The organism is Ancylobacter lacus, from assembly GCF_018390635.1.
Lineage (GTDB): Bacteria > Pseudomonadota > Alphaproteobacteria > Rhizobiales > Xanthobacteraceae > Ancylobacter > Ancylobacter lacus.
Map to the genome: position 1 here is coordinate 53586 of NZ_JAHBGE010000036.1, position 24474 is coordinate 78059.

Genomic DNA, 24474 nt, shown 5'->3' on the forward strand with positions numbered 1-24474 from the left:
CAATGCGGCTCTGCGGCGGCCCTCTGGGCGGCCCGGTGAACCCATTGTCGGACGTTGCGGCGCGGGAGTCCAGTCGGTGCGGTGAGGTGGACGATGTGTCCAGTCATCGTCCTCGGGCGGGCGGTCGCGGCCGGGGATGTGGAAAAACCGCCGCACCCCGGACGGGAGGGGCGGCCATGCCGCCTCGCGACAGCGGCGAGAGGGCGGCGCCGCGCGCGGCACTCTGGCAATCCGGCCGGGCGGAGGTTATCTAGGCCCGCCCGCCTTCGAACCATTCCAGCCCGCGAGAAGCCGCTCCCGATGCCCAAGATCACCTTCATCGACGCCGCCGGCACCGCCCGCACCGTAGAAGCCCAGATCGGGCAGACCGTGATGGAGGCGGCGATCCGCAACGGCGTGCCGGGCATCGACGCGGAATGCGGCGGCGCCTGCGCCTGCGCGACCTGCCATGTCTATGTCGACGAGGCCTGGCAGGGGGCCACCGGGGAGCCCTCCACCATGGAGGAGGACATGCTCGACTTCGCTTCCGACGTGAAGCCGAATTCGCGCCTGTCCTGCCAGATCAAGATCGGCGAGGCGCTCGACGGGCTGGTGGTGCGCACCCCCGCGCAGCAGGGCTGAGCCCGTCGGTCGCGGCTGGCGGACATTTCACGCCGGTTCCCCGTCCGGCGGCGGCATCCTGACCGAGGATGCCGGCGCGCGCTGGGCCGTGCCTCGCTGCGCTCGGGGCGCCTGATGGTCTAGCGGGCCCCTGCCGGCAGGGTGTGGGCAACGGGGAATGCGGTGTGCGCCGTGGCGCGGGCAGCGGCGCTGTCGCGGGCATTGGCGCAGACGATGCCGAAGGCGGCCAGCGCCACCGCGACGAGAAGCAGCCTGTTCATCGGAAAATCTCCTGCGGGCCGCCGGCGACGGGGAGGGCGCCGCCGGCGCCGTCATGGGCGGGCATCGGCGCCCGTATCAGCGGCTGGAACGGGCGTTCTGCGCGACCTCAGCGGCGATGAAGGCGTCCGACACCGGGGCGGTCGCGGCGGCGGCGTTGCGGCCCTCGGTGATCGAGACGGTCGCGGCGGGCTTGCCGTAGAGGCTGGGGTCGCGGCCATCGGCGGCGTTGGCGGCAACCGAGCCGAAGGTGAGCAGGGCAAGGGTGGCGAGGACGATCTTGTTCATGGAAGTCTCTCCTGAAGCGGCGGCGCGCTCACATGGGGCGCCGGGATGGGGAACGAGGCGGAAGGTTCGGCTCAGCGGCTGGAGCGGGCGTTCTGCGCGACCTCAGCGGCGATGAAGGCGTCCGACACCGGGGCGGTCGCGGCGGCGGCGTTGCGGCCTTCGGTGATCGAGACGGTCGCGGCGGGCTTGCCGTAGAGGCTAGGGTCGCGGCCATCGGCGGCATTCGCGGCAACCGAGCCGAAGGTGAGCAGGGCGAGGGTGGCGAGGACGATCTTGTTCATGGAAGTCTCTCCTGAAGCGGCGGCGCGCTCACATGGGGCGCCGGGGAATAGGGAATGAGGTGGAAGGCTTGGGCCGGCTCAGCGGCTGGAGCGGGCGTTCTGCGCGACCTCAGCGGCGATGAAGGCGTCCGACACCGGGGCGGTCGCGGCGGCGGCGTTGCGGCCCTCGGTGACCGAGGCGGAAACGGCGGGCTTGCCGTAGAGGCTGGGGTCGCGGCCATCGGCGGCGTTGGCGACGACGACACCGCCGAGGGTGCTGAGGACGAGGGTGGCGAGGACGATCTTCTTCATGGTGGTCTCTCCTGTGGAAGGGCGGTCTCGTTGGCCGCGCCGTTTCGATGGAGAGAACCTAATCCCGGCAAATTCGCAGGACCAGTTGTGTTAAGGCGCTCGAAACATTGCGTATACGCAATTGCGTGGCCGTGCCGAGGCGGAATGCAGGCGACTCTGTGGGATCACAGCAGCTGCGGCAGCAGAAAGATCGCCAGCGCCACCGCCAGCCAGGCGGCCAGCCCGCCGAGGATGGCGAGGCGGTAGTCCACCGCGCCAACCAGCAGCCAGCAGGTGCCGAGGAAGACGAGATAGGCGGGAATCGTGCGCAGGCTGGAGAGGCAGGCGGTGCGGACGCCGGCGGGGTCGCCCTTGGCCCCCACCGCCAGCAGCGCGAACACCACCAGCACCGGCGCCAGCGGCAGGATGCCCGGCAGCACATTGCCGCGCTTCGAGGCGAGCACGATGAGCGCGGTGACGAGGCCGCCCAGGGCACCCTTCCAGAGCACGTCCATTCCGCCGGTCTCCCCTCGCGCGGCAGGCCACGCCGCAGGCCCGGGCGGCACCGCCGCCGGCCGCGCGCTACCTATCAGTCCGGGCGATTCGGCGCGTCCTTCTTTTCGGCCCGGGTGATGAAGCCGGAGGCGACATCGGCCAGCGCCGGCGGCTTCAGCGCCGCGAAGGGCAGCGGGCGCGTCACCTCGATGGCGGCGAGGCCGAGCCGGGCGGTGAGCAGGCCGTTCACCACGCCCTCGCCGAGCCGGGCGGAGAGTTTCGCCGCGAGGCCATGGCCCACCACCTGCTGGATCAGCGAATCCCCCGCCGCCATGCCGCCGGTGACGGCGAGATGCGCCACCACCTGCCGGAACAGCCGGAACATGCCGAGCGCGCCCGGCCGGCCGCCATAGAGCAGGGCGAGGCGGCGGACGAGGCTCACCGCCGTCAGCAGCACGAAAACGAGGTCCACCGCCGCGCGCGGGCTCACCGCCGTCACCACCGAGACCCGCTTGGCGGCGTCGGCCACCAGCTTGGTCGCCTCGGCGTCGAGCGGCGCCATGAGGTGGCGCTCGGCGAGGCGCACGAGGTCGGCGCCGTCGATGATCTCCCCGAGATGGCCGGAAAGTTCGCTGCGGGCGCGGAACAGCCGCGGCACCCCTTTCGACAGCGTCATCAGCTCGGCGACCACGCCTTCCGCCTCGCGGCGGTCGTCGTGGAGCAGGGCGCGGGCGGCGGCGAGGCGCAGCCGGTTCAGCGTCTTCAGCCGCATCAGGCCGAACAGCTCCCGCCCGAGGATGGCCAGCGCCGCCACCACCAGCAGGGCGGCAAAGCCGGTGGCGGTCCAGCCCAGCCAGTCGGAGCGGGCGAACAGGTCCTCGATCAGCTTCCACACCGCGAGGCCGAGCCCCATGCTGACGAGGCCGCCGAGCCCGGTCCAGAACAGGGCGGCCCAGCGCGAGCCTTCCGGCGGGGAGGGGGGCAGCGGCAGTTCTTCCTCCGGCTCCGGCAGCACCGGGGCGGGGGTGACGACCACCGCGCCGCGCCGCACGGCGAGACCCTCCTCCGCCAGCACCACGTCGGGGTCGTCGAGCCGGAACGCCTGGGGGCGGCGGCCGTCGCGGGCGCGGAAGCCTTCGGCGTGCCCGGCGGCGGACGGGCCGGGGGTGGGGCGGTCGGTGTCGCGGGTCATGGTCACCTCAGCCGGTCGCCGAGCAGGAACTGCAGCGCGCGGTCGAGCCGGATATGGGGCAGCGGCAGCACCCGCCCCTCGGCGTTGCGCTCCACCAGCGGCGGGCGGAAGCGCAGGAAGCGGAAATCCCCGCCGGTGGCGTCGGTCAGGCCGCGAAAGCCGCCCCGGCCGGGATCGAACAGCGCGCCGGGATGCTCCGGCAGGTCGCCGGGAAAGACCGCGGCCTCGGCCATCCCGTCGAAGTCGGCGGCGTCGTACTGCCCGGCTTCCGGCACGCCGATGATGGCCGGCAGCTCGCTGCGGCCGCGCTTCACGCTCGCCTCGCGGGTGGCGCGCACCGCGGCCAGCGCGACGACGTCGATCTCGGCGCCGGCGTCGGAGGCGCGCGCCAGCGCCCGCTCCACCAGCCGGCGCAGGATCGCCTCCAGCCGGTCGTGACTGGTGTGGTGGAGGTGGTCGGCCTTGGTGGCGGCGAACAGCACGCGGTCGATGCGGTGGCGGAACAGGCTGCCGAGCCAGGAATTCCGCCCGGTGCGGAAGGCGGCGAGGATGCCGTCCAGCGCCGCCTCGAGGTCGGCCAGCGCGGCGGGGCCGGCGTTCAGGGCGGCGAGCACGTCGATCAGCACGATCTGGCGGTCCAGCCGGGCGAAATGATCGCGGAAGAACGGCCGCACGATGCGCTCGCGATAGGCCTCGAACCGCCGCGCCATCATCGCCGCCAGCGAGCCGGCGGGCGGCTCGGCGCCCTCCGGCAGGTCGAGCGGGGCGAAGGTGAGGGCGGGCGAGCCTTCGAGATCGCCCGGCATGAGGAAGCGGCCCGGCGGCAGCAGGCTCATCGCCACCTCCTCCGCCCGGCAGGCGGCAAGATAGTCGGTGAACAGCGCGGCGAGGCGGCGGGCCTCGCCCTCCTCGGCCGGCGCCGCCGGATCGACCTGCGCCAGCGCGGCGAGGAAGGGGGCGGCGAGCGCCTGCCGCGCCGGCTCGCGGGCCAGCCGCAGGCTGGTGGCGGCGAAGTCGGCGAAGCGCTGGTCGAGCAGCGGCAGGTCGAGCAGCCACTCGCCGGGATAGTCGACGATGTCGAGCGTCAGCGTGCGCCGGCCCCCGCGCGCGGGGGCGTAGTCGATGGCGAGGCGCAGCTCGCTGATGCGGCGGGTGGACTCCGGCCAGCGCCGCTCCAGCATCAGCGTGTCGAGGTGGCTTTCATAGGCGAAGCGCGGCACCGCGTCGTCGGGCTGCGGCTCCAGCACGGCGCGGGCGATCCGCCCCTCATGCATCGCCTCGAACACCGGCAGCCGCCCGCCGCGGGTGAGGGCGTGGACCAGCGCGGTGGTGAACACCGTCTTGCCCGCCCGCGACAGGCCGGTGATGCCGAGCCGCAGCGTGGGGCTGGCGAGGTCCTCGGCGCGGTCGAGCAGGGTGAGGGCGGCGAGCCGCGCCTCCTCGACGAGGCCTTCATACCAGGAGGCCATATACCCGGACGCCATGCCGCTCAGTCCTCCTCCAGCCCGAGGGCGCGGGGCGTGGCGAAGTGCGCCAGCACCCCGGTGCCCGGCGCGACCCTCGCCCAGTCCGCGGCCGGCAGGTCGATGACGGCGAGGCTGGCGGTGGGGTATTTGCGGGGCAGGCGTTCGCGCGCCTGCGGCGTCACCAGCAGGGCCAGCAGGTCCTCGAAGCCGGGATTGTGGCCGACCAGCATGAGGCTGGCGGTGGCGGCGTCCTCCTCGCGCAGCAGCGCGAGCAGATCCTCGGCGGCGGCGTGGTAGATGCGCTCCTCGAAGCCCTGCCAGGGCATCGGTGCCCAGTGCCGGCTCATCTCGATCCAGGTTTCCACCGTGCGGCGGGCGGGCGACACCAGCACCCGCTGCGGCAGCAGGTCCCGCGTGGCGATGAAGGCGCCCATGGCGGGCGCGGCGTGGAGCCCGCGCGGGGCGAGCGGGCGGTCGCGGTCGGCGACGCCCTCGGGCCAGGCGGACTTGGCGTGTCGGAACAGCATCAGGCGGGGCATGCGGACTCGGGATGGTGGCGGGAGGGGCTGGCGGCACGGCGGGGTCGCGGGTGTGGTTCGCAGGCGGCGGCCGCGCGTCTTCGCCGCCGGTGTCGCGGCACTATATGGGCACGCCGCGCCGTGGCGACAGGTCCGCGCCAGCGCGGGCGGATGACATGGCGGGGCGATTCACCGTAACGTCACCGTCACACGTGACTTTTCGGCAACCAATCGTAAGCGTTTGTACGGTAGTAGTTTCCACGTCTTGCTGTTCAGGGTGGTCAGAATGCGTTCATCGGCGATCGGTCTTGCGCTTTTGGCGGGTGTCGTCGCGGCGCCCCTCGCGACGTCCGAGGTCCGGGCCGCCGACGCCGCCTTCGGCACGCCCGCCGTGGCGGCCGAGGCCACCCAGTCGCGCGAATGGACGGTGACGGTGGGCGCCTATGTGCTGGGCGAGCCGGACTATTTCGGCTCCAGCGACTACGGCGCCACCGTGCTGCCGCTGTTCTACATCACCCGCGCCTACAAGCTCAGCTCGTTCCGCAGCTTCTACGACAACCCGTCGATCGCGCTGTTCGACACCGGCACCTTCGAGGCCGGCATCGTCGGCGACATGGTGTGGCAGCGCAAGGCGAGCGACTACTCCTCGCTGCGCGGCCTCGACAATGTCGACTACGCCTATGAGGTCGGCGGCTACGCCCAGATCTTCCCGGCCGACTGGCTGCGCCTGCGCGGCGAGGTGCGCTATGGCTTCGGCGGGTTCGAGGGCGTGGTGGCGGACCTGACCGCCGACTTCATCTATTATGTGCCGCAGTGGGACATGGCGTTCTCGGCCGGCCCGCGCATCACCCTGGCGAGCTCGGGCTTCACCGACGCCTATTTCGGCATTTCCGACCAGGAATCGGCCAACGCCATCGCCCAGGGCAACAACCTCACCCCCTATGAGGCCGGCGGCGGCATCTACTCCTATGGCCTCGGCGCCCAGGTGCTGAAGGATTTCGGCAACGGCTTCCGCGGCAGCGTCTATGCCGAGTATCGCTATCTCGCCGACGAGGCCGCCAACAGCCCGATCGTGGTGCAGAACGGCGACCGCAACCAGGTGCAGGCCGGCGTCTCGCTGTCCTACACCTTCTTCCTCGGCTTCGACACCAATCCCTTCACCGGGGAGAAGTGAGCCGGCGCCCCGCGCCGCGGCTCTCTCCGTCGCGGCCGCGCCCCCGCGCGATGCGCCTTCGCTGACAAAGGCCGGGTTCGTCCCGGCCTTTTCCGTGTCGGCGTCGCGGATGGGCGACGTTCCTTGCATGCGTGCAGGATGATGATCGCGCCAAGGCCAGTGGCGCGGCGCCCGTGCCGGAACTATGTTCCGCCCCGTGTCCGGCGCCTGCCGCGCCGGCTGTCGTTCATTCTCCCTTAACCCCGCGGGGCGCATGCAGCGCGCCTCCCGGCGTCGCCCGTCGGCGGCGCCCGCTCTGCTTTTCAGGATATGCCATGAACAGGTTCATCATCGCCGTCGCGCTCCTCGTGACGCTGGGGTCGGTGGCGGTCCAGCTCGCCGATGGCGGGGTCCACGGCTCGATGGCGATCCCGCTGCGCCCCTGATTCCGCGCTGGTATGGCGGTGCCCGCGCCGCGCCGGCCGCCGCCGCCGCCGGCCGCCGCGCCACGCAAAGACCGCGCCAGCACGTGCAAAACCTTGTCCCGCCTGCCTTCTTCTTCCGCGCAAGGTGCTGAAAAATCCAGCATTTCGTGAAGTGTGAATGACATTCAGAACGGTTGTGCCGGCCTATCGGGGAGGCTATAAGCGGGCGCCCGAGAGGGGCTCCAAAGAGGGTCTATCCCCTAAGGACGAGGACGAAAGCCGATGTCGGTTGAGATCGACGAGGAGTATCGCCCCCGCGAGGACGAACCCTTCATGAACGAGCGGCAGCGGGAATATTTCCGCCAGAAGCTGCTCACCTGGAAGGACGACATCCTGCGCGAGGCGAAAGAGACGCTTCAGCATCTTCAGGACGAGAACCAGAACCACCCCGATATCGCCGATCGGGCGTCTTCTGAAACCGACCGCGCCATCGAATTGCGGGCCCGCGACCGCCAGCGCAAGTTGATCGCCAAGATCGACGCGGCGCTCGACCGCATCGAGGACGGCTCCTACGGCTATTGCGAGGAGACCGGCGAGCCGATCTCGCTGCGGCGTCTGGAAGCCCGCCCGATCGCCACCCTGTCGATCGAGGCCCAGGAGCGCCACGAGCGCCGCGAGCGGGTCTATCGCGACGACTGACCCTGCCTCGCCGTGACGACCGCCCCGCCGGGGGCCGTCCACAACCCGCCCGGGTGGCGGTCCTGCAAAAAGAATGGGCGGCGCCGCGCGAGCGGGCCGCCCTTTTTGTTTCGCGCGTTCGAGCTGGCCGTGCACCCGGGAGCCGGCGCGCGTGTGGGAGCAAAGCCCCTGCGCCGGCCCGCGGGCACCCCAATCAGCGCACCGGCCGCCGGTTCAGCAGGTTCGCCATCTCTTCGCTGATCTCCCGCCCGCTGGCGAGAAACGGGTCTTCATTGGGCGGGGGCACCTGGACTTCGGGGGCCGGCACCGCCATCCCCTCGAACGGGTCGTTCGGTTTCGCCGGGGCGGGGTCGACCCGCAGCACATCGCGCGGCTGGGCCGAGGCGGGCGCGGCGCGGCCGGCGCCCTCGGCCTGGAAATTGGCGCGGGGAATCTCCCGGCGCGGCACGGCCGGCTGCGGCGCGGCCACCACGGGAGGCGCCGGCGGGGGCGGCGGGGCCGGCGCGGGGGCCGGTTCCGGCTGCGGCCGGGGCCGGCGCATCGAGGCTTCCAGCGGGTCGGCCATCTCGGCGAAGCGGCGGTCCACCTTCACCGCGATCAGCGGCTCGTCGGGGTCGCGCGGGCGCGGCGGTGCTGGCGGCGCGCCGCGGCCCGGCTCGGTGGCGGGCTTCTTCACGCCCACCTCCTTCGCCACGGCGTCGAGCAGGTCGCCGACGCCCGGTTCGGGGTCTTCGCGCGGCTCCGGCGCCGCGGCCGGGGTGGCCGGGCTGCGCTGCGGCGCGCCGCTGCGGGCGAAGCGGCCCGTCAGGCTGGCCTTGGCCGGGGCGGGGGTGCCGTTCTCCGCCGCCATGTCCTCGGCGCGCGGCAGCGGCCGCTCCGGCGGCAGGCTGCGCTGCGCCTTCACCGGCGGCACCGGCTCGGCGCTGCGGGGGCGGGCGGCCGGCTGGGCGCCGCGCTCCAGCGCCCGCAGCGAGCCCGGCTCGTCGATGCCGGTCTCGACCACCAGCTCGTTGGGTCCGCCGATGAGAATGAGGTGCTGGACGTCGTCGCGCTGGATCAGCAGCAGCCGGCGGCGCTCGTCCACCATCAGCTCGTCCAGCACGAACAGCCGGCGCGCCCGCGACTTGCGCCGGCCGGCCCGGCGGATCGACCCCATCGCCCAGTTGAAGACCATGATGAGCACGACGAAACCGACCAGACCCACGGCAAGCCGGATGATCAGGTCGGTATCGAGGTTCGAGACGAGGTTCTGAAGCATCACGCCCTCCGGAGCGGGGATTTGTCCGCGTGTCCTTTTCCCGCGCCCGCGCCCGCGCCGCAAGCGCGACGATGCGGCCGGCCGCGTGCGGGCCCGGCGGTGTGGCCTGCGTGCCCCGCCCGCCGGGGTGGCGGGCGCCGCGCCCGGGCGACGCGACCTTCTCCCGCCGGCCGCCCGGCCTGAGGGGCGGCGGGAAAGCGGGGCAGACGGCGCCGCGGGCGGATGGCATTCTTTCCGCCATCCGTTTTGCCGGCGTTCCGGGAGGTGGCGTGGTGGCGACAGGCGCGGGCAGGGGCGAGGCCGGGCTGCGGCGGGCGGTGGCCGTGGTGGCGCTGGCGAATCTCGGCTTTTTCGGCGTGGAATTCGCCGTCGCCCTCGCCATCGGCTCGGTCGCGCTGTTCGCCGACTCCGTCGACTTCCTGGAGGATGCGGCGGTGAACGGGCTGATCCTGGCGGGGCTGGGCTGGGGCGAGCGAGCCCGCGCCCGCCTCGGCATGGTGCTGGCGGCGATCCTGCTGGTGCCGGCGGCGGCGACGCTGTGGACCGCCTGGCAGAAAGTCGCGGTGCCGGTCGCGCCCGCGCCGCTGGCGTTGTCCGTGACGGGGCTCGCCGCGCTGGCGGTCAATCTGGGCTGCGCCCTGCTGCTGGCGCGCTTCCGCCACCACGCCGGCAGCCTGACCCGCGCCGCCTTCCTCTCCGCCCGCAACGACGCGCTGGCCAATGTCGCGATCATCGCCGCCGGGCTGGTGACGGCGCTGCTGTGGCGCTCGGCCTGGCCGGACCTGCTGGTCGGGCTCGGCATCGCCGCGCTGAACGCCGATGCGGCGCGCGAGGTGTGGACGGCGGCCCGCCGCGAGCATCGCGCCGCCGCGTGAGGGCGTTTTCCGGGCACGGCCGGCCTCGCCCGCTCTGCCGGAGGGGAAGACCTGCCCTGTGCGAATCCCTGTCTCCCGCCAAGCCCTCTTGCCCCCGCTGCCGGTGTCGGGCACCAAGGTGCGAGGTGCTTCGCGCCGCCGCACCGGGGCGGGAAACAGAGAGGGCCGGCAACGCCGGCAGGGGGACGACGGAAGCGGCATGGCGGAACGCACACCGGACGACGTGGCGCTGGATCGGGCGGCAGGCGGGGGAAGCATCCGCCTCGTGCTGATGGTCGCGCTCGCGCTGGTCGGCGCGGTGCTCTCGCTGCTGCTGCTGGGGCGCGACAAGGCCGACCCGTGGATCATCGGGCTGCTGACCGCGCTGGCCGTGGCGGGGGTGTTCGCGCTGTTCGCCTTCGCCGCCGGGCTGCTGCGCTTCGGCGTGCCGGATGCCGGCGACGAGCTGGCCCGCCGCATCGTCGACACTGCCGGCGACGGGCTGGCCATCGTCGACCCGCTGGGCCGGGTGCTCTACGCCAATGCCCGCTACCGCGCCCTCACCGCCACCGCGCCGGACGGCGAGCCGCGCCCGGTGGAGCGGCTCTTCACCGCCGATCCCGATGTGTCGGAGGCGGTCTACCGGCTGGCGCAGGGCGTGCGCGAGGGCCGCTCGCTGGCGGAGGAGATCCGCCTGCCCGGCACCGCCGACGAGCCCACCCGCTGGCTGAAGCTCGCCGCCCGCCCGGCCGGCACGGTGGGCGGCGCCCGCGCCGCGATCTGGACCATCGCCGACCTCACCCGCGAGCGCGAGCGGCAGGAAACCGCCTTCCTCGAACTCCAGCACGCCATCGACTATCTCGACCACGCCCCCGCCGGCTTCTTCTCCGCCGATGCCGACGGGGCGATCCACTACATCAACGCCACGCTGGTGGACTGGCTGGGCTACGACCTCGCCGAGTTCGGCCCCGGCGGGCTCTCGCTGGCCGACATCGTGCCGGGCGCCGGGGCGTCACTGCTCACCCGGCTGGTGGCGGTGCCGGGGCAGGAGCGCACCGAGCGGATCGACCTCGACCTGCGCCGCAAGAACGGCCAGACCCTGCCGGTGCGGATCTGGCACCGGGTCTCCTTCTCGGCGGACGGCGTGCCCGGCGCCTCCCGCACGCTGGTGGTGAACCGCTCCGGCGAGCAGGGGAACAGCGCCGCCGACCCGCTGCGCGCCGCCGAGGTGCGCTTCGCCCGGTTCTTCCACAACTCGCCCATCGCCATCGCCACGCTCGACCGCACCGGCCGGCTGGTGCAGGCCAACGCGATGTTCGCCCGGCTGTTCGGCGGCGAGGCCGGGGCGCCGCGCGCCTTCGCCGATCTGGTCGGCGAGGCCGGCCGCGCCCCGCTGCAGGCAGCGCTGGCCCCGGTGCTGGAGGGGCGGGCGCCTTCCGGCCCGGTGGATATCGCCCTGCCGGCCCCGGCCGGGGCGAAGGAGGGTGGCCGCTCGGTGCGGATCTACGCCGCCGGGGCGCAGGACGGCGCCGGGGAGAGCGGCAACGAGGCCGCCATCGTCTACGCCATCGACACCTCGGAGCAGCGGGCGCTGGAGGCCCAGTTCGCCCAGTCGCAGAAGATGCAGGCCATCGGCCAGCTCGCCGGCGGGGTGGCGCACGACTTCAACAACGTGCTCACCGCCATCATCGGCTATTCCGACCTGCTGCTGGCCAATGGCCGGCAGACCGACCCCTCCTTCCACGACATCATGCAGATCAAGCAGAACGCTAACCGCGCCGCGGCGCTGGTGGGCCAGCTGCTCGCGTTCTCCCGCCGCCAGACCCTGCGCCCGCAGGTGCTGAACCTCGGCGACGTGATGAGCGAGCTGTCCATGCTGCTGCGCCGCCTGCTTGGCGAGCGGGTGAAGCTGGAGGTGAAGGAGGGCCGCGACCTGTGGCCGGTGGAGGCCGACCTCAGCCAGCTCGAACAGGTCATCGTCAATCTCGCGGTGAATGCGCGCGACGCCATGCCGGACGGCGGCACCCTGACCATCCGCACCGCCAACGTCACCGCCGCGGACGCCGCCGCCTATGCCGAGGCCGGGCTGGCCGCGGCCGACCATGTGCTGATCGAGGTCGCCGACACCGGCACCGGCATTCCCCCCGACATCCTCGACAAGATCTTCGAGCCGTTCTTCTCCACCAAGGAGGTGGGCAAGGGCACCGGGCTCGGGCTCTCCACCGTCTACGGCATCGTCCAGCAGACCGGCGGCACGCTGCAGGTGGAAAGCCGGGCGGCCAGCGCCGCCGGGCCCACCGGCACCACCTTCCGCGTGTTCCTGCCCCGCCACGTGCCGAAGCCGGAAAAGGCCGGCAAGGCCGCCGAGCCCGCCGCCGAGACGCCGGCCCGGCCGACCGATCTCACCGGGCGCGGCACGCTGCTGCTGGTGGAGGACGAGGAGTCGGTGCGCGCCTTCGCCGCCCGGGCGCTGGCCTCGCGCGGCTATCAGGTGCTGGAGGCCGGATCGGGCCTTGAGGCGCTCGACGTTCTGGCCGAGCATGGTGGTACCGTCGATCTCGTCCTCTCGGACGTGGTGATGCCGGAAATGGACGGGCCGTCGCTGCTGAAGGCGCTGCGCACCAGCTATCCCGACATCAAGGTGATATTCATGTCGGGCTATGCTGAGGAGGCGTTCGCCCGGAACCTGCCGGAGGGGGCGGCCTTCGGCTTCCTGCCCAAGCCGTTCTCGCTGAAGCAGCTCATCGAGGCGGTGAAGCAGGCCCTCGGCAGGGACATGTAGCGTCGGACGTGATGGCAAGGGTGTGGAGACAGGCATGAGCATGGACATTGAAGCGGCCTTCGCGGCACTGGCGGCGGATCGTGCGGCCCGGGAGGGCCAGCGCGTGGCCGATCTCTTCGCCGGCGATCCCGGGCGCTTCGCCGCCTTTTCCGCCCGGTTCGAGGACATGCTGCTCGACGTCTCGAAATGCTCGCTGACGGCGCAGACCCGCGACCTTCTGCTCGACCTCGCCCGCGCCGCCGGGCTGGAGGCCAAGCGCGACGCGATGTTCTCCGGCGCGCACATCAACATCACCGAGGACCGCGCGGTGCTGCACACCGCGCTGCGCGCGCCGTCCACCCGCCGGCTGGAGGTGGACGGCCAGGACGCCGTCGCCGACGTCCACGCCGTGCTCGCCGCGATGGGCGGCTTCGCCGAGGGCATCCGCTCCGGCGCGCTGGCGGGGGCCACCGGCAAGCCGATCACCGACGTGGTGAACATCGGCATCGGCGGCTCCGACCTCGGCCCGGTGATGGCGACGCTGGCGCTGGCGCCCTACCATGACGGCCCGCGTGCCCATTACGTCTCCAATGTCGACGGCTCGCATCTCTACGACACGCTGAAGCCGCTCGATCCCGCCTCGACCCTGGTGATCGTCGCCTCCAAGACCTTCACCACCCAGGAGACCATGGCCAATGCGCAGAGCGCACGGCACTGGCTGGTCTCCGCGCTCGGCGAGGCGGCGGTGGGGCATCATTTCGCCGCCGTCTCCACCGCGCTGGACAAGGTCGCCGCCTTCGGCATCGCGCCCGACCGGGTGTTCGGCTTCTGGGACTGGGTCGGCGGGCGCTATTCGGTGTGGTCGGCCATCGGCCTGCCGGTGATGATCGCGGTGGGGCCGGACCGGTTCGAGCAGTTCCTCGCCGGCGGCCACGCCATGGACGAGCATTTCCGCACCGCGCCGCTGGCGCAGAACCTGCCGGTGCTGCTCGGGCTGGTCGGCATCTGGCACCGCGACGTCTGCCACTACGCCACCCGCGCCGTCATTCCCTATGACCAGCACCTCGCCCGGCTGCCGGCCTATCTCCAGCAGCTCGACATGGAATCGAACGGCAAGCGCGTGACCCGCGAGGGCCTGCCGGTGGCCCGCGACACCGGCCCGGTGGTGTGGGGCGAGCCCGGCACCAATGGCCAGCACGCCTTCTTCCAGCTCATCCACCAGGGCACCAGCCCGATCCCGGTGGAATTCCTCGTCGCCGCCCGCGGCCATGAGGAGGACAGCTTCCCCAACCTGCGGCGCCAGCACGCCATGCTGATCGCCAACTGCCTCGCCCAGTCCGAGGCGCTGATGCGCGGGCGCACGCTGGAGGAGGCCCGCGCCCAGCTTCTCGCCGGCGGCCACGACGCGGAGAGCGCGGAACGCATCGCCCCGCACCGGGTTTTCCCCGGCGACCGCCCCTCGGTGACGCTCGCCTATGACCGGCTCGACCCCTACACGCTCGGGCGCGTCATCGCGCTCTACGAGCACCGCGTCTTCGTGGAGGGCGCCATCTGGGACATCAACAGCTTCGACCAGTGGGGCGTCGAGCTTGGCAAGGAGCTGGCCAATACCCTGCTGCCGGCGGTGGAGAGCGGGCAGGCGCCGGCCTCGCTCAGCGGCTCCTCGGCCGGGCTGCTGGCCCATCTGACCGCCTCCGCCTGATCGCGCCACCCGCCTGACCCCGCCCCGCCGCCTCCGCCGCGCCCTTCGCCCGACACCTCTCCGGAGCCCCCATGATCCGCGTCGTCGCCACCACGCCCTATGAAGGCCAGAAGCCCGGCACCTCCGGCCTGCGCAAGAAGGTTCCGGTGTTCGAGCAGCCCAACTATGTCGAGAACTTCGTGCAGTCGATCTTCGACTCGCTGGAAGGCTTCGCGGGCAAGACCCTGATCCTGGGCGGCGACGGCCGGTTCTATAACCGCGAGGCGATCCAGAAGGTGCTGAAGATCGCCGCCGCCGCCGGCTTCGGCCGGGTGGCGGTGGGCAAGGGCGGCATCCTCTCCACCCCCGCCACCTCCTGCGTCATCCGCAAGCGCAAGGCGTTCGGCGGCATCATCCTGTCCGCCAGCCACAATCTCGGCGGGCCGAACGGCGATTTCGGCATCAAGTACAATATCGGCGCCGGCGGGCCGGCCCCCGAGCCGATCACCGACGCCATCTTCGCCCGGACCAAGACGATCACCGAATACCGCATCGTCGACGCGCCGGATGTCGACATCGACACGCTGGGCGAGACCGCGCTCGGCGACATGGTGGTCGAGGTGTTCGACCCCGTGGCCGACTATGCCGAGCTGATGCAGCAGCTCGTCGATTTCGAGGCGATCCGCGCCCTGTTCGCCGGCGGCTTCACCATGCGCTTCGACGCCATGCACGCCGTCACCGGCCCCTATGCCCACGCCATTCTGGAGGGGATGCTGGGCGCCGCGCCCGGCACGGTGGTGAACGGCACCCCGCTGCCGGACTTCGCCGGCCACCACCCCGACCCCAACCTCGTCTATGCCAGGGATCTCTACGACCTGCTGATGTCGGACGCCGCGCCCGACCTCGGCGCCGCCTCGGACGGCGACGGCGACCGCAACCTCATCATCGGCCGCGGCCAGTTCGTCACCCCGTCCGACTCGCTCGCCATGATCGCGGCGAACGCGCATCTGGCGCCGGGCTACAAGGCCGGGCTGAAGGGCATCGCCCGCTCCATGCCCACCAGCGGCGCCGCCGACCGGGTGGCCGAGAAGCTGGGCATCAAGAGCTACGAGACCCCGACCGGCTGGAAGTTCTTCGGCAATCTGCTGGATGCCGACCTCGCCACCGTCTGCGGCGAGGAGAGCGCCGGCACCGGCTCCAACCATGTCCGCGAGAAGGACGGGCTGTGGGCGGTGCTGATGTGGCTGAACATCCTCGCCGTGCGCGGCGAGAGCGTCGCCGACATCGTGCGCGGCCACTGGGCCACCTATGGCCGCAACTACTACACCCGCCACGATTACGAGGAGGTGGACGCCGCCGCCGCCGACGGGCTGATGAACGCGCTGCGCGCCCGGCTCGACGAACTGCCGGGCCAGGTCCTCGGCGGGCTCACCGTCGAGAAGGCGGACGACTTCGCCTATCACGACCCGGTGGACGGCTCGGTGACGACGAAGCAGGGCGTGCGGGTGTTCTTCACCGACGGCTCGCGCATCGTCTACCGCCTCTCCGGCACCGGCACGGCCGGGGCGACGCTGCGGGTCTATATCGAGCGGTTCGAGCCGGACCCGGCGAAACACGATTTCGAGACGCAGGCCGCGCTCGGCGACCTCATCACCCTCTCGCGCAGCCTGCCGGACATCGAGGGCCGCACCGGCCGCGGCGCGCCCGACGTCATCACCTGAGCCGGCCGCGCGCCGCCTTCCGGCGCGGCCTGCCGCTCCCGCCCGCCGCTCCCGCCGGCTCAGCCGCGCGGGCGCAGCGCCGCCGGCCCCAGCGCCTTCAGCTCGGCGACCGAGGTGAGGCCCATCAGCGCCAGCGTCAGGTCCACCTCCTCGGCGAGGTGGGCGATGATGCGGGCGACGCCGGCTTCCCCGGCGGCGGCAAGGCCATAGACATAGGCCCGCCCCAGCATCACCCCCGAGGCGCCGAGCGCCAGCGCCTTGACGATGTCGGCGCCGCGGCGGAACCCGCTGTCGACCAGTATGTCGAGCGTGCCCGCCAGCGCCTCGGCGATCTCCGGCAGCATGGCGATGGTGGAGGGGGCGCCGTCGAGCTGGCGCCCGCCATGGTTGGAGACGACGATGGCGTCCGCCCCGGCCTCGCGCGCGGCCAGCGCGTCCTCCACCGAGAGGATGCCCTTCAGCACCAGCCGGTGCGGCCAGCGCTGGCGCAGCCACGCGACATCGGCCCAGTTCAGCCGGGTGTCGATGCGGCGGGCGAGATGGCCGGCCTGTTCGAGCGCGCCGTGGCCGAATTCCGGCCGGTGCGCCACAGCCCCGCACTGCGGCATCCCCGCCCGCAGCATGTCGAGGCACCAGAACGGGCGCGCCAGCATGCTGGCGCCGAGCCGCGGGGTGATGTGCGTCACCGCGCGGAAGCCGTTGCGCATGTCGCGCTCGCGCACCGAGGTCACCGCGGTGTCGACGGTGAGGAACAGCGTCGTCACCCCCGCCGCCAGCGCCGCCTCGATCAGCTCGTCGCGCACCGCCGGGTCGTTGAGCACATAGAGCTGGAAATGCAGCTCCCCGGCGGTGCGGGCGCGCAGCGTGGCGAGCGAGGCGATGGAGAAGGTGGAGAGCGCCAGCGGGATGCCGGCCGCCGCCGCCGCGCGGGCGGCCAGGATTTCGCCATGGCCGGCATAAAGCCCGAGATAGCCCACCGGCCCCAGCATGAAGGGCAGCGGCCGCTCGGCGCCGAGGAAGCGGGTCGCCAGGGTGCGGCGGGACGTGTCCACCAGCACGCGCTGGCGCAGGTTCCACCGGCCGAAATCGGCGCGGTTCGCCGCCAGCGTCTCCTCGGCGAAGGCGCCGCCGTCGATATAGTCGAAGAAGATCTTCGGCAGCCGCCGCCGCGCGGCGCGGCGGGCATCCTCGACATTGATCAGCATGGCACGCGCCCGGCCGCCGGGGTGATGGCGTCGAAGAACGCCGTCACCATATCCGCGCCCCCGACCGGCTCGGAGCCGACCATCGTCGCCACCGACAGGCCGATGAGCGAGGAGGTGGGGGTATGGTTCCGCGCGCCGGCGCGCAGGTTCATCACCAGCGTCGGGCACAGGAACAGCGCGAGCCGCACCACCTCCCGCCAGTCCGCCGGCAGCAGGCCGCGGCCGGCGAGGTCGGCCAGCAGCGGGCGCCACACCCGCTCCGCCTTCACCGCCAGCAGCTCGCGCCGCACCGGGGAGAGCGCCCAGTCGGTCTCGACCACCAGCACCCCGCCGGCGCGGCGGGCGGTGGCGCAGAAGCGCGCGGTCGCCTCCGCCGGGTCGTAGAGCCAGAAGGGGTGGGCGAAGACATTGTGGAAGGTGGACTTCACCTCCGCCAGCAGCGCCGGCACATCGGCGCCGGCAAAGGCCGGGTCGAACATCGACAGCGCCGGCCCGGCCGGGGTGCGGGCGAACCAGACATTGGCGTTGTGGGCGTCGCCATGGGCCACCACGCCGCCGGCATCGGCGAGGCGGCGCGGGTCGAGCCGGGCATGGGCGGCGGCGAACAGCGCGCCGAGCGTGCGGGCATAGCGCCGCCCGTTCACCTCGACCTGCAGCGCCGCCAGTTCCTCCCAGGGCAGGGTGAGGCCGGGGAAGACGACCTCCTGCCCGACATAGAAATCCTTCAGCCGGCCGCCGGGAAAGGCCCCGGTGCCGCGGGCGACGATGCGCTCGTGGAACAGCCGGTGCACCGGCTCGGCGGCCGATTGCTCGGGGGTGATCGGGTGCAGCGTGGCGCGGTAGACCGCGGCGAGCCGGTCGGCAAGGCCGCGCTCGGCGGCCACCGCCTCCGCGCGGGCGTCGTCGTCGTCCGCGAGGTCGAGGGCGCGCAGCACGTCGGAGAAGCGCGGGTCGTCGCGGCGGCGGTAGACCAGGATCTGCTCGCCCGGCAGGCGCGAGACATGCACCGGCTGGTCCACCGGCAGGCCGGCGCGGGCGAGGATTTCGGCGCGGTAATATTCCCCGCTCATCGCCTCCTCGCCCTCTTCCTGGTGGAACTTGAAGAAGAAGGCCTCGCCCCCGGCCTCGAAGAAGCCGTTGAGCGAATTGAGGCTGTACTGGTCGCGGTTGATCGCCAGCGCCTCGGGCGCGAGTCCGAACAGGTCGGCCAGCAGCCCGGCCAGCGCCGCCTCCGCCGCCGGCAGGTCGTGGGCGGCGAGGGCGCGGATTTCCGCGGTGCGGCTGCGGGCGTGGGCGTTCATGCGGGCAGCGGTCCGTTCGGGCGGATGATGGTCTTGAGGCCGCCCGCCGCGCCGGCCAGCAGCCGCTCATAGGCGGCGGGCACCGCATCGAGCCCGATCTGCCAGTCTATCAGCCGGGCGAGGTCGCCCGCCAGCGGCCCGAGCAGCGCCACGGCGGCGGGCAGCTCGTCGGTGAAGGCGTGGCAGCCGATGAGCGCGATCTCCCGCTCCACCAGCACGTTGGGGTCGATGTCGAGGCCGCCGTGATAGATGCCGACCAGCGCCAGCCGGGCGCCGGGCTCCAGCACGCCGAGCAGCGCGCGCAGCGCGGCCACGCTGCCGGTCGCCTCGATCGCGGCGGGGGCGCCGCCGCCGAGCGCCGCCCGCACCGCCTCCGGCTGAAGCTCCACCGTCCGCGCGCCGGTGACCGCGGCGACGAGGCCGGCGCGCTCGGCGTTGCGGTCGGCGATCAGCACCTCGCCGTCGTGGCGGCGGGCGAGCACCAGCGCGGCGAGCCCGCCGATCGGCCCGCAGCCGGCCACCAGCACCGGCTGGCCCGGCCGGGGCGCGAGGCGAGAGACCGCGTGCAATGCCACCGCCAGCGGCTCGGCCATGGCGGAGACGGCGGGGTCGATGTCGCCGCCGATCGGCAGCAGCAGGCGGGCGGGAAGCACGACCTGTTCGGCGAAGCCGCCGTCGCAGGCCTCGCCGACGAAGCCGAGCCGGGCGCACAGGTGCCGGTCGCCGCGCGCGCAGGCCGGGCATTGCCCGCACCAGAACCGCGAATCCGCGACCACCGCGTCGCCGGGCGCGAAGCCTTCGACGCCGGGGCCGACCGCCTCGACGATGCCGGCCAGCTCATGCCCGCCGGTGGAGGGCGCGCGGGTGATCCACTGGCCGGTGCGGAAATTGTGAAGGTCGGAGCCGCAGATGCCGGCCGCCGTCACCTTCAGCCGCACCCAGCCCGCTTCCGGCGTGCCGGGGGCCGGGATGTCTTCGACCCTGAGGTCGCCCGCCGCGTGAAGCCGCACCGCCTTCATCGTCATGGCCTCAGCGTGCGCCGAGGTAGGGCGCGCGCATCTCCGACACCGCGTTCTCGTGGCTGGAGAAGCCCTCGTAGCGCGCCAGCCGGCGGGCATTGCCGGCCAGCTCGGGGTAGGCGGCGGAGGTGACGTAGCCGATGGAGGAACGCTTGACGAAATCCGTCACCGAGAGCGGGCCGCAGGTGCGGGCCCAGCGGCTGGTCGGCAGCACGGCATTGGGGCCGAGCACGAAATTGGCGATGGTCACCGGCGTGTGCGGCCCCAGCAGGATTTCCGCGGCGTTGGTGAGCCGGCCGAGATGGATGAAGGGCTCGGTGGAGAGCACTTCGAGATGCTCGGGGGCGTAGTCGTTGACGAAGCGGTAGCTCTCCTCCAGCGAGGGGGTGAGCACGATGCCGCCGAACGGCCCGCCCAGCACCGCCTTCGAGAAGGCGACGCGTTGCTCGGTCATCGCCGCCCAGTGGGCGGGCAGGGCGGCCATCGCCTCCTCGGCGACGCGGCGGGAATGGGTGACGATGTAGGCCGAGGAATCCGGGCCGTGCTCGGCCTCGATCAGCACATCGAGCGCGGCCAGCCCGCCATGGATGCTGTCATCGGCGAAGATGATCGCCTCGGAGGGGCCGGCGGGGGTGCCGGTGTCGATGAGGTGGGAGAGCGAGCGCTTGGCCGCCACCACGAAGGGGCTGCCGGGGCCGACGATCTTCACCGCCTTCTTCACGGTCTGCGTGCCGAAGGTGACCGCCGCCACCGCCTGCGCGCCGCCGCACTTGTAGACCGTCTCCACCCCGGCGAGGCGGGCGGCGACCAGCGTGGCGGCATCGACGCTGCCATCGGCGGTGGGCGGGGTGACGATGGCGATGTTCGGCACCCCGGCCACGGCGGCCGGCACCGCCGTCATCATGGTGACGGAGGGAAAGGCGCCCTTGCCGCGCGGCACATAGAGCGCGACGGAATCGATCGGCAGGAAGCGGTCGCCGGCATAGGCGCCGGGGCGGATTTCCTTCAGCGTCATGGTTTCGGGGCGCTGCTCCTCGTGGAAGGAGCGGATATTGCCGATGCCGTAGCGGATCGCCTCCACCACCTCGGGCTCGACCAGGGCGAAGGCGGCGTCGAACTCGGCTTCCGTCACCTTCAGCCGGTCGGCGGTGATGTCGGCCTTGTCGAACTCCCGGCCGAAGCGGGCGAGGGCCTCGTCGCCCTCGCTGCGCACCGCCTCGATGATCGGCTGAACCCGCGCGAGGAAGCCGGAGAGGTCGGTTTCGGAGCGGCGCAGCAGCGCGGCGCGCTGCTCGCCGGTCAGGGTCGCGATCTCGTGGAAGGAACAGATGCCGGTCATGGACGACGCCTCGGAGGAGGGGAAAGCGGGCGAATATGTATAGCCATATTACCGGGGAGGGGAGGCTAAAAAAGCGCCGCCGGCTGCATCGGGATAAGGCATGCGGCCGTGCCGGCGCCTAGGCGGCGGCGAGGAACCCGCCATCCACCGCGAGGCACTGGCCGGTGACATAGGCCGACGCATCGGAGGCGAGGAACACCGCGGTGCCGGCGAGATCGCCCAGCTCGCCGAAGCGCCCCAACGGAATCTTGCCCAGCATCGCCCTCTGCCAGCCCTCGCTGCCGTAGAAGACCTCGGTCATGGCGGTGCGGAAATAGCCGGGCGCGATGGCGTTGACGCGAATGCCGAGCGGTGCCCATTCCGCAGCCAGCGCCCGCGTCATGCCGAGCAGGCCGGTCTTGGAGGAGCCGTAGGGAACGGCGGTGGGAATGCCGACCTCGGAGGTGAGCGAGCACAGATTGACGATGGCGCCGCCATGGCCGTCGGCTTTCATCACCCGCGCCGCCGCCTGGGCGCAGAAGAAGGCGCCCTTGAGGTTGGTGTCGAGAATGCGGTCCCACAGCGCCTCCTCCACCTCCAGCGAGGGGCACACCTCCTCGACCCCGGCATTGTTGATGAGGATGTCGAGCCCGCCGAGCGCGCGGGCCGCCTCCGCGGTGGCGGCGCGGCAGCGGGCGACGTCGGTGACGTCGAGCGCGACGGGCACCGCGCGCCGGCCTTTCGCCTCGATGGCGTCGCACAGCTCGACCAGCGCGCCGGTGGCCCGGGCCGCCACCGCGACATCGGCCCCCGCCGCCGCCAGCGCCTCCGCCAGCGCCCGGCCGATGCCGCGGCTGGCGCCGGTGACGAGGGCCTTGCGGCCGCGGAGGTCGAACAGGGCGGGGGACATGGGGCTCTCCTTCGGGCGGCCGGCGCGGCGGCGCCGGCGGATGTCGGGTGCGGGAGCGGTGACGCCGGCCGATGCCGGCACCGCGGTCGTCGCGGCAGCGTGAGCAACTTCGGGGCCACCCCCTGGCGGCGGCGTTCTCCGCCGGCCCGATGCGGCGGGGCCGCACCCCGGCCGTTTCCACCGGCCGCGCCGTGCCATGGCTTGCCGGGGAGGGGGGGACAGTCTATCGCGGGTGGACAAGACGAAGGCGAGGGGGCGAGGGAATGGGTGGGCGCAGCGTCCGGGTCATGCTGGGCATCTCGACGGCGATCCTGGTTGCGGCGGCGCTCAAGATCGCGAGCGGGGTGTTCGCGCCGGTGGCCTTCGCGCTGTTCGTGATCGCGCTGGTGTGGCCGCTGCAGAAGCGGCTGGAGGCCGGCCTGCCGAAGCTGGTGGCGATGCTGCTCACGCTCGGCCTCACCGTGCTGGTGGTCGGCGTGCTGGGCTACATGGTGGTGTGGGGCTTCAGCCATGCCGGGCAGTGGCTCATCGTCAACGCCGCCCGGTTCCAGGCGCTCTATACCGATCTCGCCGGCCAGCTCGAGGAGCTCGGCATCTATTCCGCCGGCATGTTCGCCGACACCTTCAATGTCGGCTGGCTGATCCGGCTGTTCCAGTCGCTGGCGGCCCGGCTGAACGGCATGGCGGGCTTCGCGGTCGTGACCTTCATCTTTATCATGCTCGGCCTGCTGGAGGTCGGCATCATGACCCGCAAGCTCGCCGCGTTCGACGCGCCGTGGAGCGCCCGGCTGCTGGCGGCGGGCGGCGACATCGCCCGCAAGTTCCGGCTCTACATGCGGGTGCGCACGGTGATGAGCCTCGTCACCGGCCTGACCTTCTGGGGCTTCGCCGCGCTGCTGGGGCTGGACCTCGCGGTGGAATGGGGCGTCATCGCCTTCGCGCTGAACTATGTGCCGTTCATCGGCCCGCTGGTGGCGACGCTGCTGCCCACCCTGTTCGCCTTCGCCCAGTTCGGGGCGTGGGAGGTGGCGGTGGCGGTGTTCCTCGGCATGAACGTCATCCAGTTCTTCACCGGCAGCTACATCGAGCCGCGCGTGGCGGGGGCGGCGCTGGCGGTCTCGCCCTTCATCGTGCTGCTGGCGGTGTTCTTCTGGGCCTTCATGTGGGGCATCGCCGGCGCCTTCATCGGCGTGCCGCTGACGCTGGCGGCGATCACCATCTGTGCCCACACCGAGGCGGCGCGCTGGGTGGCGGAGCTGCTGTCCGGCCGCAGCGAGGCCTGAGGAGACACGGCATGCGCGCCTTCGCGTGGAAGATCCTCGTCGCGCTGGTCGCGCTGGCGCTGCTGGGCCTCGGGGCCTTCATCGGCATGCGGGTGCATTTCGCCCAGAGCGGCGACCCGCTGCAGCCCTGGCACACCTTCGTGCCGGAGGAGATGAGCGTGGCGGAGCTGAACGCCGCCGACTGGGCCGGCTATCTCTCCACCGAGCAGCGCATCTTCGCCGACGTGCAGCGCGAGGTCGTGCAGAAGCTGGACACGCCCGAGGAGCGGGTACCGTTCAACCGCTACTTCTCCGGCAGCATCGTCTATCCCCCCAGCCTGACCCATGACTGGAACCGCTCCTACGAGCTGGAGCCGGCCGGCACGCCGGTGGGCGCGGTGGTGCTGCTGCACGGCCTGACCGACTCGCCCTACAGCCTGCGCCACGTCGCCCAGCGCTATGTCGAGGCCGGCTTCGTCGCGGTGGCGATCCGGCTGCCCGGCCACGGCACGGTGCCGGCCGGCCTCACCGGGGTGGAGTGGGAGGAATGGCTGGCCGCCACCCGGCTTGCGGTGCGCGAGGCCCGGGCCCGGATCGGCCGTGACAAGCCCTTGCACATCGTCGGCTTCTCCAATGGCGGGGCGCTGGCGCTGAAATACGCCCTCGACGCGCTGGAGGACCCCAGGCTGGCGCAGCCTGACCGGCTGGTGCTGATCTCGCCGATGATCGGCATCACCCGCTTCGCCCGCTTTGCCGGGCTGGCGGGGCTGCCGGCCTTCCTGCCCGCCTTCGCCAAGGCGGCGTGGCTGTCGGTGATCCCCGAGTTCAATCCGTTCAAATACAACTCTTTCCCGGTGAACGGGGCGCGGCAGTCCTACCGGCTGACGCAGGCGCTGCAGGAGAGCATCGCGGCCAGCGCCCGCGACGGCCGGCTCGCCCGGCTGCCGCCCACTCTGACCTTCCAGTCGGTGATGGACTTCACCGTGTCCACCCGCGCCATCATCACCGCCTTCTACAACCAGCTTCCCGCCAATGGCAGCGAGCTGGTGCTGTTCGACATCAACCGCAACACCAAGCTCGGGCCGCTGCTGCGGGCCTCCTCGCAGGCGGCGCTCGGGCAGATGCTGCCGCCGACGCCGCGCCGCTTCCGCACCACCGTCATCGCCAATGCCCGGCCGGATGCCGCCGAGGTGGTGGAGCGCAGCACGCCGGCCGGCTCGTCCGAGGAAAGCGTGCGGCCGCTGGGGCTGACCTATCCCTCCGACGTCTATTCGCTCTCCCACGTCGCGCTGCCGTTTCCCCCGACGGATTCGCTCTATGGCTCGGACCCCGATCCGGCGGAGGATTTCGGCGTGCAGCTCGGCGCCATGGCGGTGCGGGGCGAGCGGGGGGCGCTGATCGTCAATCTCGACGCGCTGGTGCGGATGTCGTCCAACCCGTTCTTTTCCTACATGATCGGGCGGATCGGCGACGGGCTCCCCGCCCCGGCTCCGGCGCCGACCCCGGCGCCGTGACGCC

23 protein-coding genes are annotated in these 24474 nt (G+C 72.4%); 9 read left to right on the top strand and 14 right to left on the bottom strand.

Annotated elements, in window-relative coordinates:
* Window positions 1-300 precede the first annotated feature (300 nt).
* On the top strand, window positions 301-621 hold the full coding sequence (locus KHC27_RS06905) for a 2Fe-2S iron-sulfur cluster-binding protein (protein ID WP_213336737.1): 321 nt from the start codon (window positions 301-303) through the stop codon (window positions 619-621).
* Window positions 622-740: 119 nt separating this feature from the next.
* Here the strand turns inward: KHC27_RS06905 and KHC27_RS06910 are convergent, their stop codons facing one another.
* The 8 genes from KHC27_RS06910 to KHC27_RS06945 all read right to left on the bottom strand — a co-directional run bounded on the left by KHC27_RS06910 (window position 741) and on the right by KHC27_RS06945 (window position 5410).
* The gene (locus KHC27_RS06910; RefSeq protein WP_213336740.1) at window positions 741-881 is read right to left on the bottom strand and encodes a hypothetical protein; all 141 of its coding nucleotides are present in this window, start codon (window positions 879-881) and stop codon (window positions 741-743) included.
* Window positions 882-957: 76 nt separating this feature from the next.
* Window positions 958-1167 (bottom strand): hypothetical protein, encoded by a 210-nt coding sequence (locus tag KHC27_RS06915; RefSeq protein ID WP_213336743.1) that lies wholly within the window; start codon window positions 1165-1167, stop codon window positions 958-960.
* A gap of 71 nt (window positions 1168-1238) precedes the next feature.
* Window positions 1239-1448 (bottom strand): hypothetical protein, encoded by a 210-nt coding sequence (locus tag KHC27_RS06920; RefSeq protein WP_213336743.1) that lies wholly within the window; start codon window positions 1446-1448, stop codon window positions 1239-1241.
* A gap of 78 nt (window positions 1449-1526) precedes the next feature.
* Window positions 1527-1739 (bottom strand): hypothetical protein, encoded by a 213-nt coding sequence (locus KHC27_RS06925; protein ID WP_213336746.1) that lies wholly within the window; start codon window positions 1737-1739, stop codon window positions 1527-1529.
* 164 nt (window positions 1740-1903) lie between these two features.
* Window positions 1904-2233 carry a GlpM family protein gene (locus KHC27_RS06930; RefSeq protein ID WP_213336750.1) on the bottom strand — a complete coding sequence of 110 codons (330 nt, stop codon included), beginning with the start codon at window positions 2231-2233 and terminating at the stop codon, window positions 1904-1906.
* Window positions 2234-2307: 74 nt separating this feature from the next.
* Window positions 2308-3405, bottom strand: coding sequence for a YcjF family protein (locus KHC27_RS06935; protein ID WP_213336753.1), 1098 nt, complete (start codon window positions 3403-3405; stop codon window positions 2308-2310).
* A 2-nt stretch (window positions 3406-3407) separates the two neighbouring features.
* Entirely contained in the window at window positions 3408-4874 is a 1467-nt protein-coding gene (locus KHC27_RS06940; protein WP_213336846.1) for a YcjX family GTP-binding protein, read from the bottom strand.
* 20 nt (window positions 4875-4894) lie between these two features.
* On the bottom strand, window positions 4895-5410 hold the full coding sequence (locus KHC27_RS06945; RefSeq protein WP_213336756.1) for a SixA phosphatase family protein: 516 nt from the start codon (window positions 5408-5410) through the stop codon (window positions 4895-4897).
* Window positions 5411-5675: 265 nt separating this feature from the next.
* On the opposite strand from KHC27_RS06945, the gene KHC27_RS06950 reads away from it, so the two are divergent.
* A complete protein-coding gene (locus KHC27_RS06950) occupies window positions 5676-6563 on the top strand; it encodes a MipA/OmpV family protein (RefSeq protein WP_213336760.1) in 888 nt (295 codons plus the stop codon).
* Between the two features lie 686 nt (window positions 6564-7249).
* A complete protein-coding gene (dksA, locus tag KHC27_RS06955) occupies window positions 7250-7666 on the top strand; it encodes an RNA polymerase-binding protein DksA (RefSeq protein ID WP_213336764.1) in 417 nt (138 codons plus the stop codon).
* 193 nt (window positions 7667-7859) lie between these two features.
* Here the strand turns inward: dksA and KHC27_RS06960 are convergent, their stop codons facing one another.
* Window positions 7860-8924 (bottom strand): flagellar biosynthetic protein FliO, encoded by a 1065-nt coding sequence (locus KHC27_RS06960; RefSeq protein ID WP_213336768.1) that lies wholly within the window; start codon window positions 8922-8924, stop codon window positions 7860-7862.
* A 272-nt stretch (window positions 8925-9196) separates the two neighbouring features.
* Between KHC27_RS06960 and KHC27_RS06965 the strand changes: the two genes are divergently transcribed.
* The 4 genes from KHC27_RS06965 to KHC27_RS06980 all read left to right on the top strand — a co-directional run bounded on the left by KHC27_RS06965 (window position 9197) and on the right by KHC27_RS06980 (window position 15941).
* The gene (locus tag KHC27_RS06965) at window positions 9197-9799 is read left to right on the top strand and encodes a cation transporter (RefSeq protein WP_343210852.1); all 603 of its coding nucleotides are present in this window, start codon (window positions 9197-9199) and stop codon (window positions 9797-9799) included.
* A gap of 199 nt (window positions 9800-9998) precedes the next feature.
* Window positions 9999-12560 carry a cell cycle histidine kinase CckA gene (gene cckA / locus KHC27_RS06970; RefSeq protein WP_213336771.1) on the top strand — a complete coding sequence of 854 codons (2562 nt, stop codon included), beginning with the start codon at window positions 9999-10001 and terminating at the stop codon, window positions 12558-12560.
* A 34-nt stretch (window positions 12561-12594) separates the two neighbouring features.
* Complete coding sequence (gene pgi / locus KHC27_RS06975; RefSeq protein ID WP_213336775.1) at window positions 12595-14241, top strand: glucose-6-phosphate isomerase; 1647 nt, start codon at window positions 12595-12597, stop codon at window positions 14239-14241.
* Window positions 14242-14312: 71 nt separating this feature from the next.
* On the top strand, window positions 14313-15941 hold the full coding sequence (locus tag KHC27_RS06980; RefSeq protein ID WP_213336779.1) for an alpha-D-glucose phosphate-specific phosphoglucomutase: 1629 nt from the start codon (window positions 14313-14315) through the stop codon (window positions 15939-15941).
* A gap of 59 nt (window positions 15942-16000) precedes the next feature.
* Here KHC27_RS06980 and KHC27_RS06985 read toward each other — a convergent pair whose 3' ends face one another.
* The 5 genes from KHC27_RS06985 to KHC27_RS07005 all read right to left on the bottom strand — a co-directional run bounded on the left by KHC27_RS06985 (window position 16001) and on the right by KHC27_RS07005 (window position 21694).
* Window positions 16001-17146, bottom strand: a complete 1146-nt coding sequence (locus tag KHC27_RS06985; RefSeq protein ID WP_213336782.1) for an alpha-hydroxy acid oxidase — start codon at window positions 17144-17146, stop codon at window positions 16001-16003.
* Window positions 17140-18447 carry a hypothetical protein gene (locus KHC27_RS06990; protein ID WP_246519713.1) on the bottom strand — a complete coding sequence of 436 codons (1308 nt, stop codon included), beginning with the start codon at window positions 18445-18447 and terminating at the stop codon, window positions 17140-17142. The genes KHC27_RS06985 and KHC27_RS06990 overlap by 7 nt, the downstream gene beginning before the upstream one ends.
* Window positions 18444-19466 carry a zinc-dependent alcohol dehydrogenase gene (locus KHC27_RS06995; protein WP_213336855.1) on the bottom strand — a complete coding sequence of 341 codons (1023 nt, stop codon included), beginning with the start codon at window positions 19464-19466 and terminating at the stop codon, window positions 18444-18446. Before KHC27_RS06995 ends, KHC27_RS06990 begins: the two co-directional genes overlap by 4 nt.
* Before the next feature lie 10 nt (window positions 19467-19476).
* Window positions 19477-20805 (bottom strand): histidinol dehydrogenase, encoded by a 1329-nt coding sequence (hisD, locus tag KHC27_RS07000; protein ID WP_213336785.1) that lies wholly within the window; start codon window positions 20803-20805, stop codon window positions 19477-19479.
* A 118-nt stretch (window positions 20806-20923) separates the two neighbouring features.
* Entirely contained in the window at window positions 20924-21694 is a 771-nt protein-coding gene (locus KHC27_RS07005) for an SDR family NAD(P)-dependent oxidoreductase (protein ID WP_213336789.1), read from the bottom strand.
* A 263-nt stretch (window positions 21695-21957) separates the two neighbouring features.
* Between KHC27_RS07005 and KHC27_RS07010 the strand changes: the two genes are divergently transcribed.
* Both KHC27_RS07010 and KHC27_RS07015 read left to right on the top strand, forming a co-directional pair.
* Window positions 21958-22977, top strand: a complete 1020-nt coding sequence (locus tag KHC27_RS07010) for an AI-2E family transporter (protein WP_213336792.1) — start codon at window positions 21958-21960, stop codon at window positions 22975-22977.
* An 11-nt stretch (window positions 22978-22988) separates the two neighbouring features.
* Window positions 22989-24470, top strand: coding sequence for an alpha/beta hydrolase (locus tag KHC27_RS07015; protein WP_213336794.1), 1482 nt, complete (start codon window positions 22989-22991; stop codon window positions 24468-24470).
* Window positions 24471-24474: the final 4 nt, after the last annotated feature.

Bases quoted from the DNA above. Each gene is read 5' to 3' on its own strand.
- KHC27_RS06905 (WP_213336737.1), top strand. From the start codon at position 301: ATGCCCAAGATCACCTTCATCGACGCCGCCGGCACCGCCCGCACCGTA.
- KHC27_RS06910 (WP_213336740.1), bottom strand. From the start codon at position 881: ATGAACAGGCTGCTTCTCGTCGCGGTGGCGCTGGCCGCCTTCGGCATC.
- KHC27_RS06915 (WP_213336743.1), bottom strand. From the start codon at position 1,167: ATGAACAAGATCGTCCTCGCCACCCTTGCCCTGCTCACCTTCGGCTCG.
- KHC27_RS06920 (WP_213336743.1), bottom strand. From the start codon at position 1,448: ATGAACAAGATCGTCCTCGCCACCCTCGCCCTGCTCACCTTCGGCTCG.
- KHC27_RS06925 (WP_213336746.1), bottom strand. From the start codon at position 1,739: ATGAAGAAGATCGTCCTCGCCACCCTCGTCCTCAGCACCCTCGGCGGT.
- KHC27_RS06930 (WP_213336750.1), bottom strand. From the start codon at position 2,233: ATGGACGTGCTCTGGAAGGGTGCCCTGGGCGGCCTCGTCACCGCGCTC.
- KHC27_RS06935 (WP_213336753.1), bottom strand. From the start codon at position 3,405: ATGACCCGCGACACCGACCGCCCCACCCCCGGCCCGTCCGCCGCCGGG.
- KHC27_RS06940 (WP_213336846.1), bottom strand. From the start codon at position 4,874: ATGGCCTCCTGGTATGAAGGCCTCGTCGAGGAGGCGCGGCTCGCCGCC.
- KHC27_RS06945 (WP_213336756.1), bottom strand. From the start codon at position 5,410: ATGCCCCGCCTGATGCTGTTCCGACACGCCAAGTCCGCCTGGCCCGAG.
- KHC27_RS06950 (WP_213336760.1), top strand. From the start codon at position 5,676: ATGCGTTCATCGGCGATCGGTCTTGCGCTTTTGGCGGGTGTCGTCGCG.
- dksA (WP_213336764.1), top strand. From the start codon at position 7,250: ATGTCGGTTGAGATCGACGAGGAGTATCGCCCCCGCGAGGACGAACCC.
- KHC27_RS06960 (WP_213336768.1), bottom strand. From the start codon at position 8,924: ATGCTTCAGAACCTCGTCTCGAACCTCGATACCGACCTGATCATCCGG.
- cckA (WP_213336771.1), top strand. From the start codon at position 9,999: ATGGCGGAACGCACACCGGACGACGTGGCGCTGGATCGGGCGGCAGGC.
- pgi (WP_213336775.1), top strand. From the start codon at position 12,595: ATGAGCATGGACATTGAAGCGGCCTTCGCGGCACTGGCGGCGGATCGT.
- KHC27_RS06980 (WP_213336779.1), top strand. From the start codon at position 14,313: ATGATCCGCGTCGTCGCCACCACGCCCTATGAAGGCCAGAAGCCCGGC.
- KHC27_RS06985 (WP_213336782.1), bottom strand. From the start codon at position 17,146: ATGCTGATCAATGTCGAGGATGCCCGCCGCGCCGCGCGGCGGCGGCTG.
- KHC27_RS06990 (WP_246519713.1), bottom strand. From the start codon at position 18,447: ATGAACGCCCACGCCCGCAGCCGCACCGCGGAAATCCGCGCCCTCGCC.
- KHC27_RS06995 (WP_213336855.1), bottom strand. From the start codon at position 19,466: ATGAAGGCGGTGCGGCTTCACGCGGCGGGCGACCTCAGGGTCGAAGAC.
- hisD (WP_213336785.1), bottom strand. From the start codon at position 20,805: ATGACCGGCATCTGTTCCTTCCACGAGATCGCGACCCTGACCGGCGAG.
- KHC27_RS07005 (WP_213336789.1), bottom strand. From the start codon at position 21,694: ATGTCCCCCGCCCTGTTCGACCTCCGCGGCCGCAAGGCCCTCGTCACC.
- KHC27_RS07010 (WP_213336792.1), top strand. From the start codon at position 21,958: ATGGGTGGGCGCAGCGTCCGGGTCATGCTGGGCATCTCGACGGCGATC.
- KHC27_RS07015 (WP_213336794.1), top strand. From the start codon at position 22,989: ATGCGCGCCTTCGCGTGGAAGATCCTCGTCGCGCTGGTCGCGCTGGCG.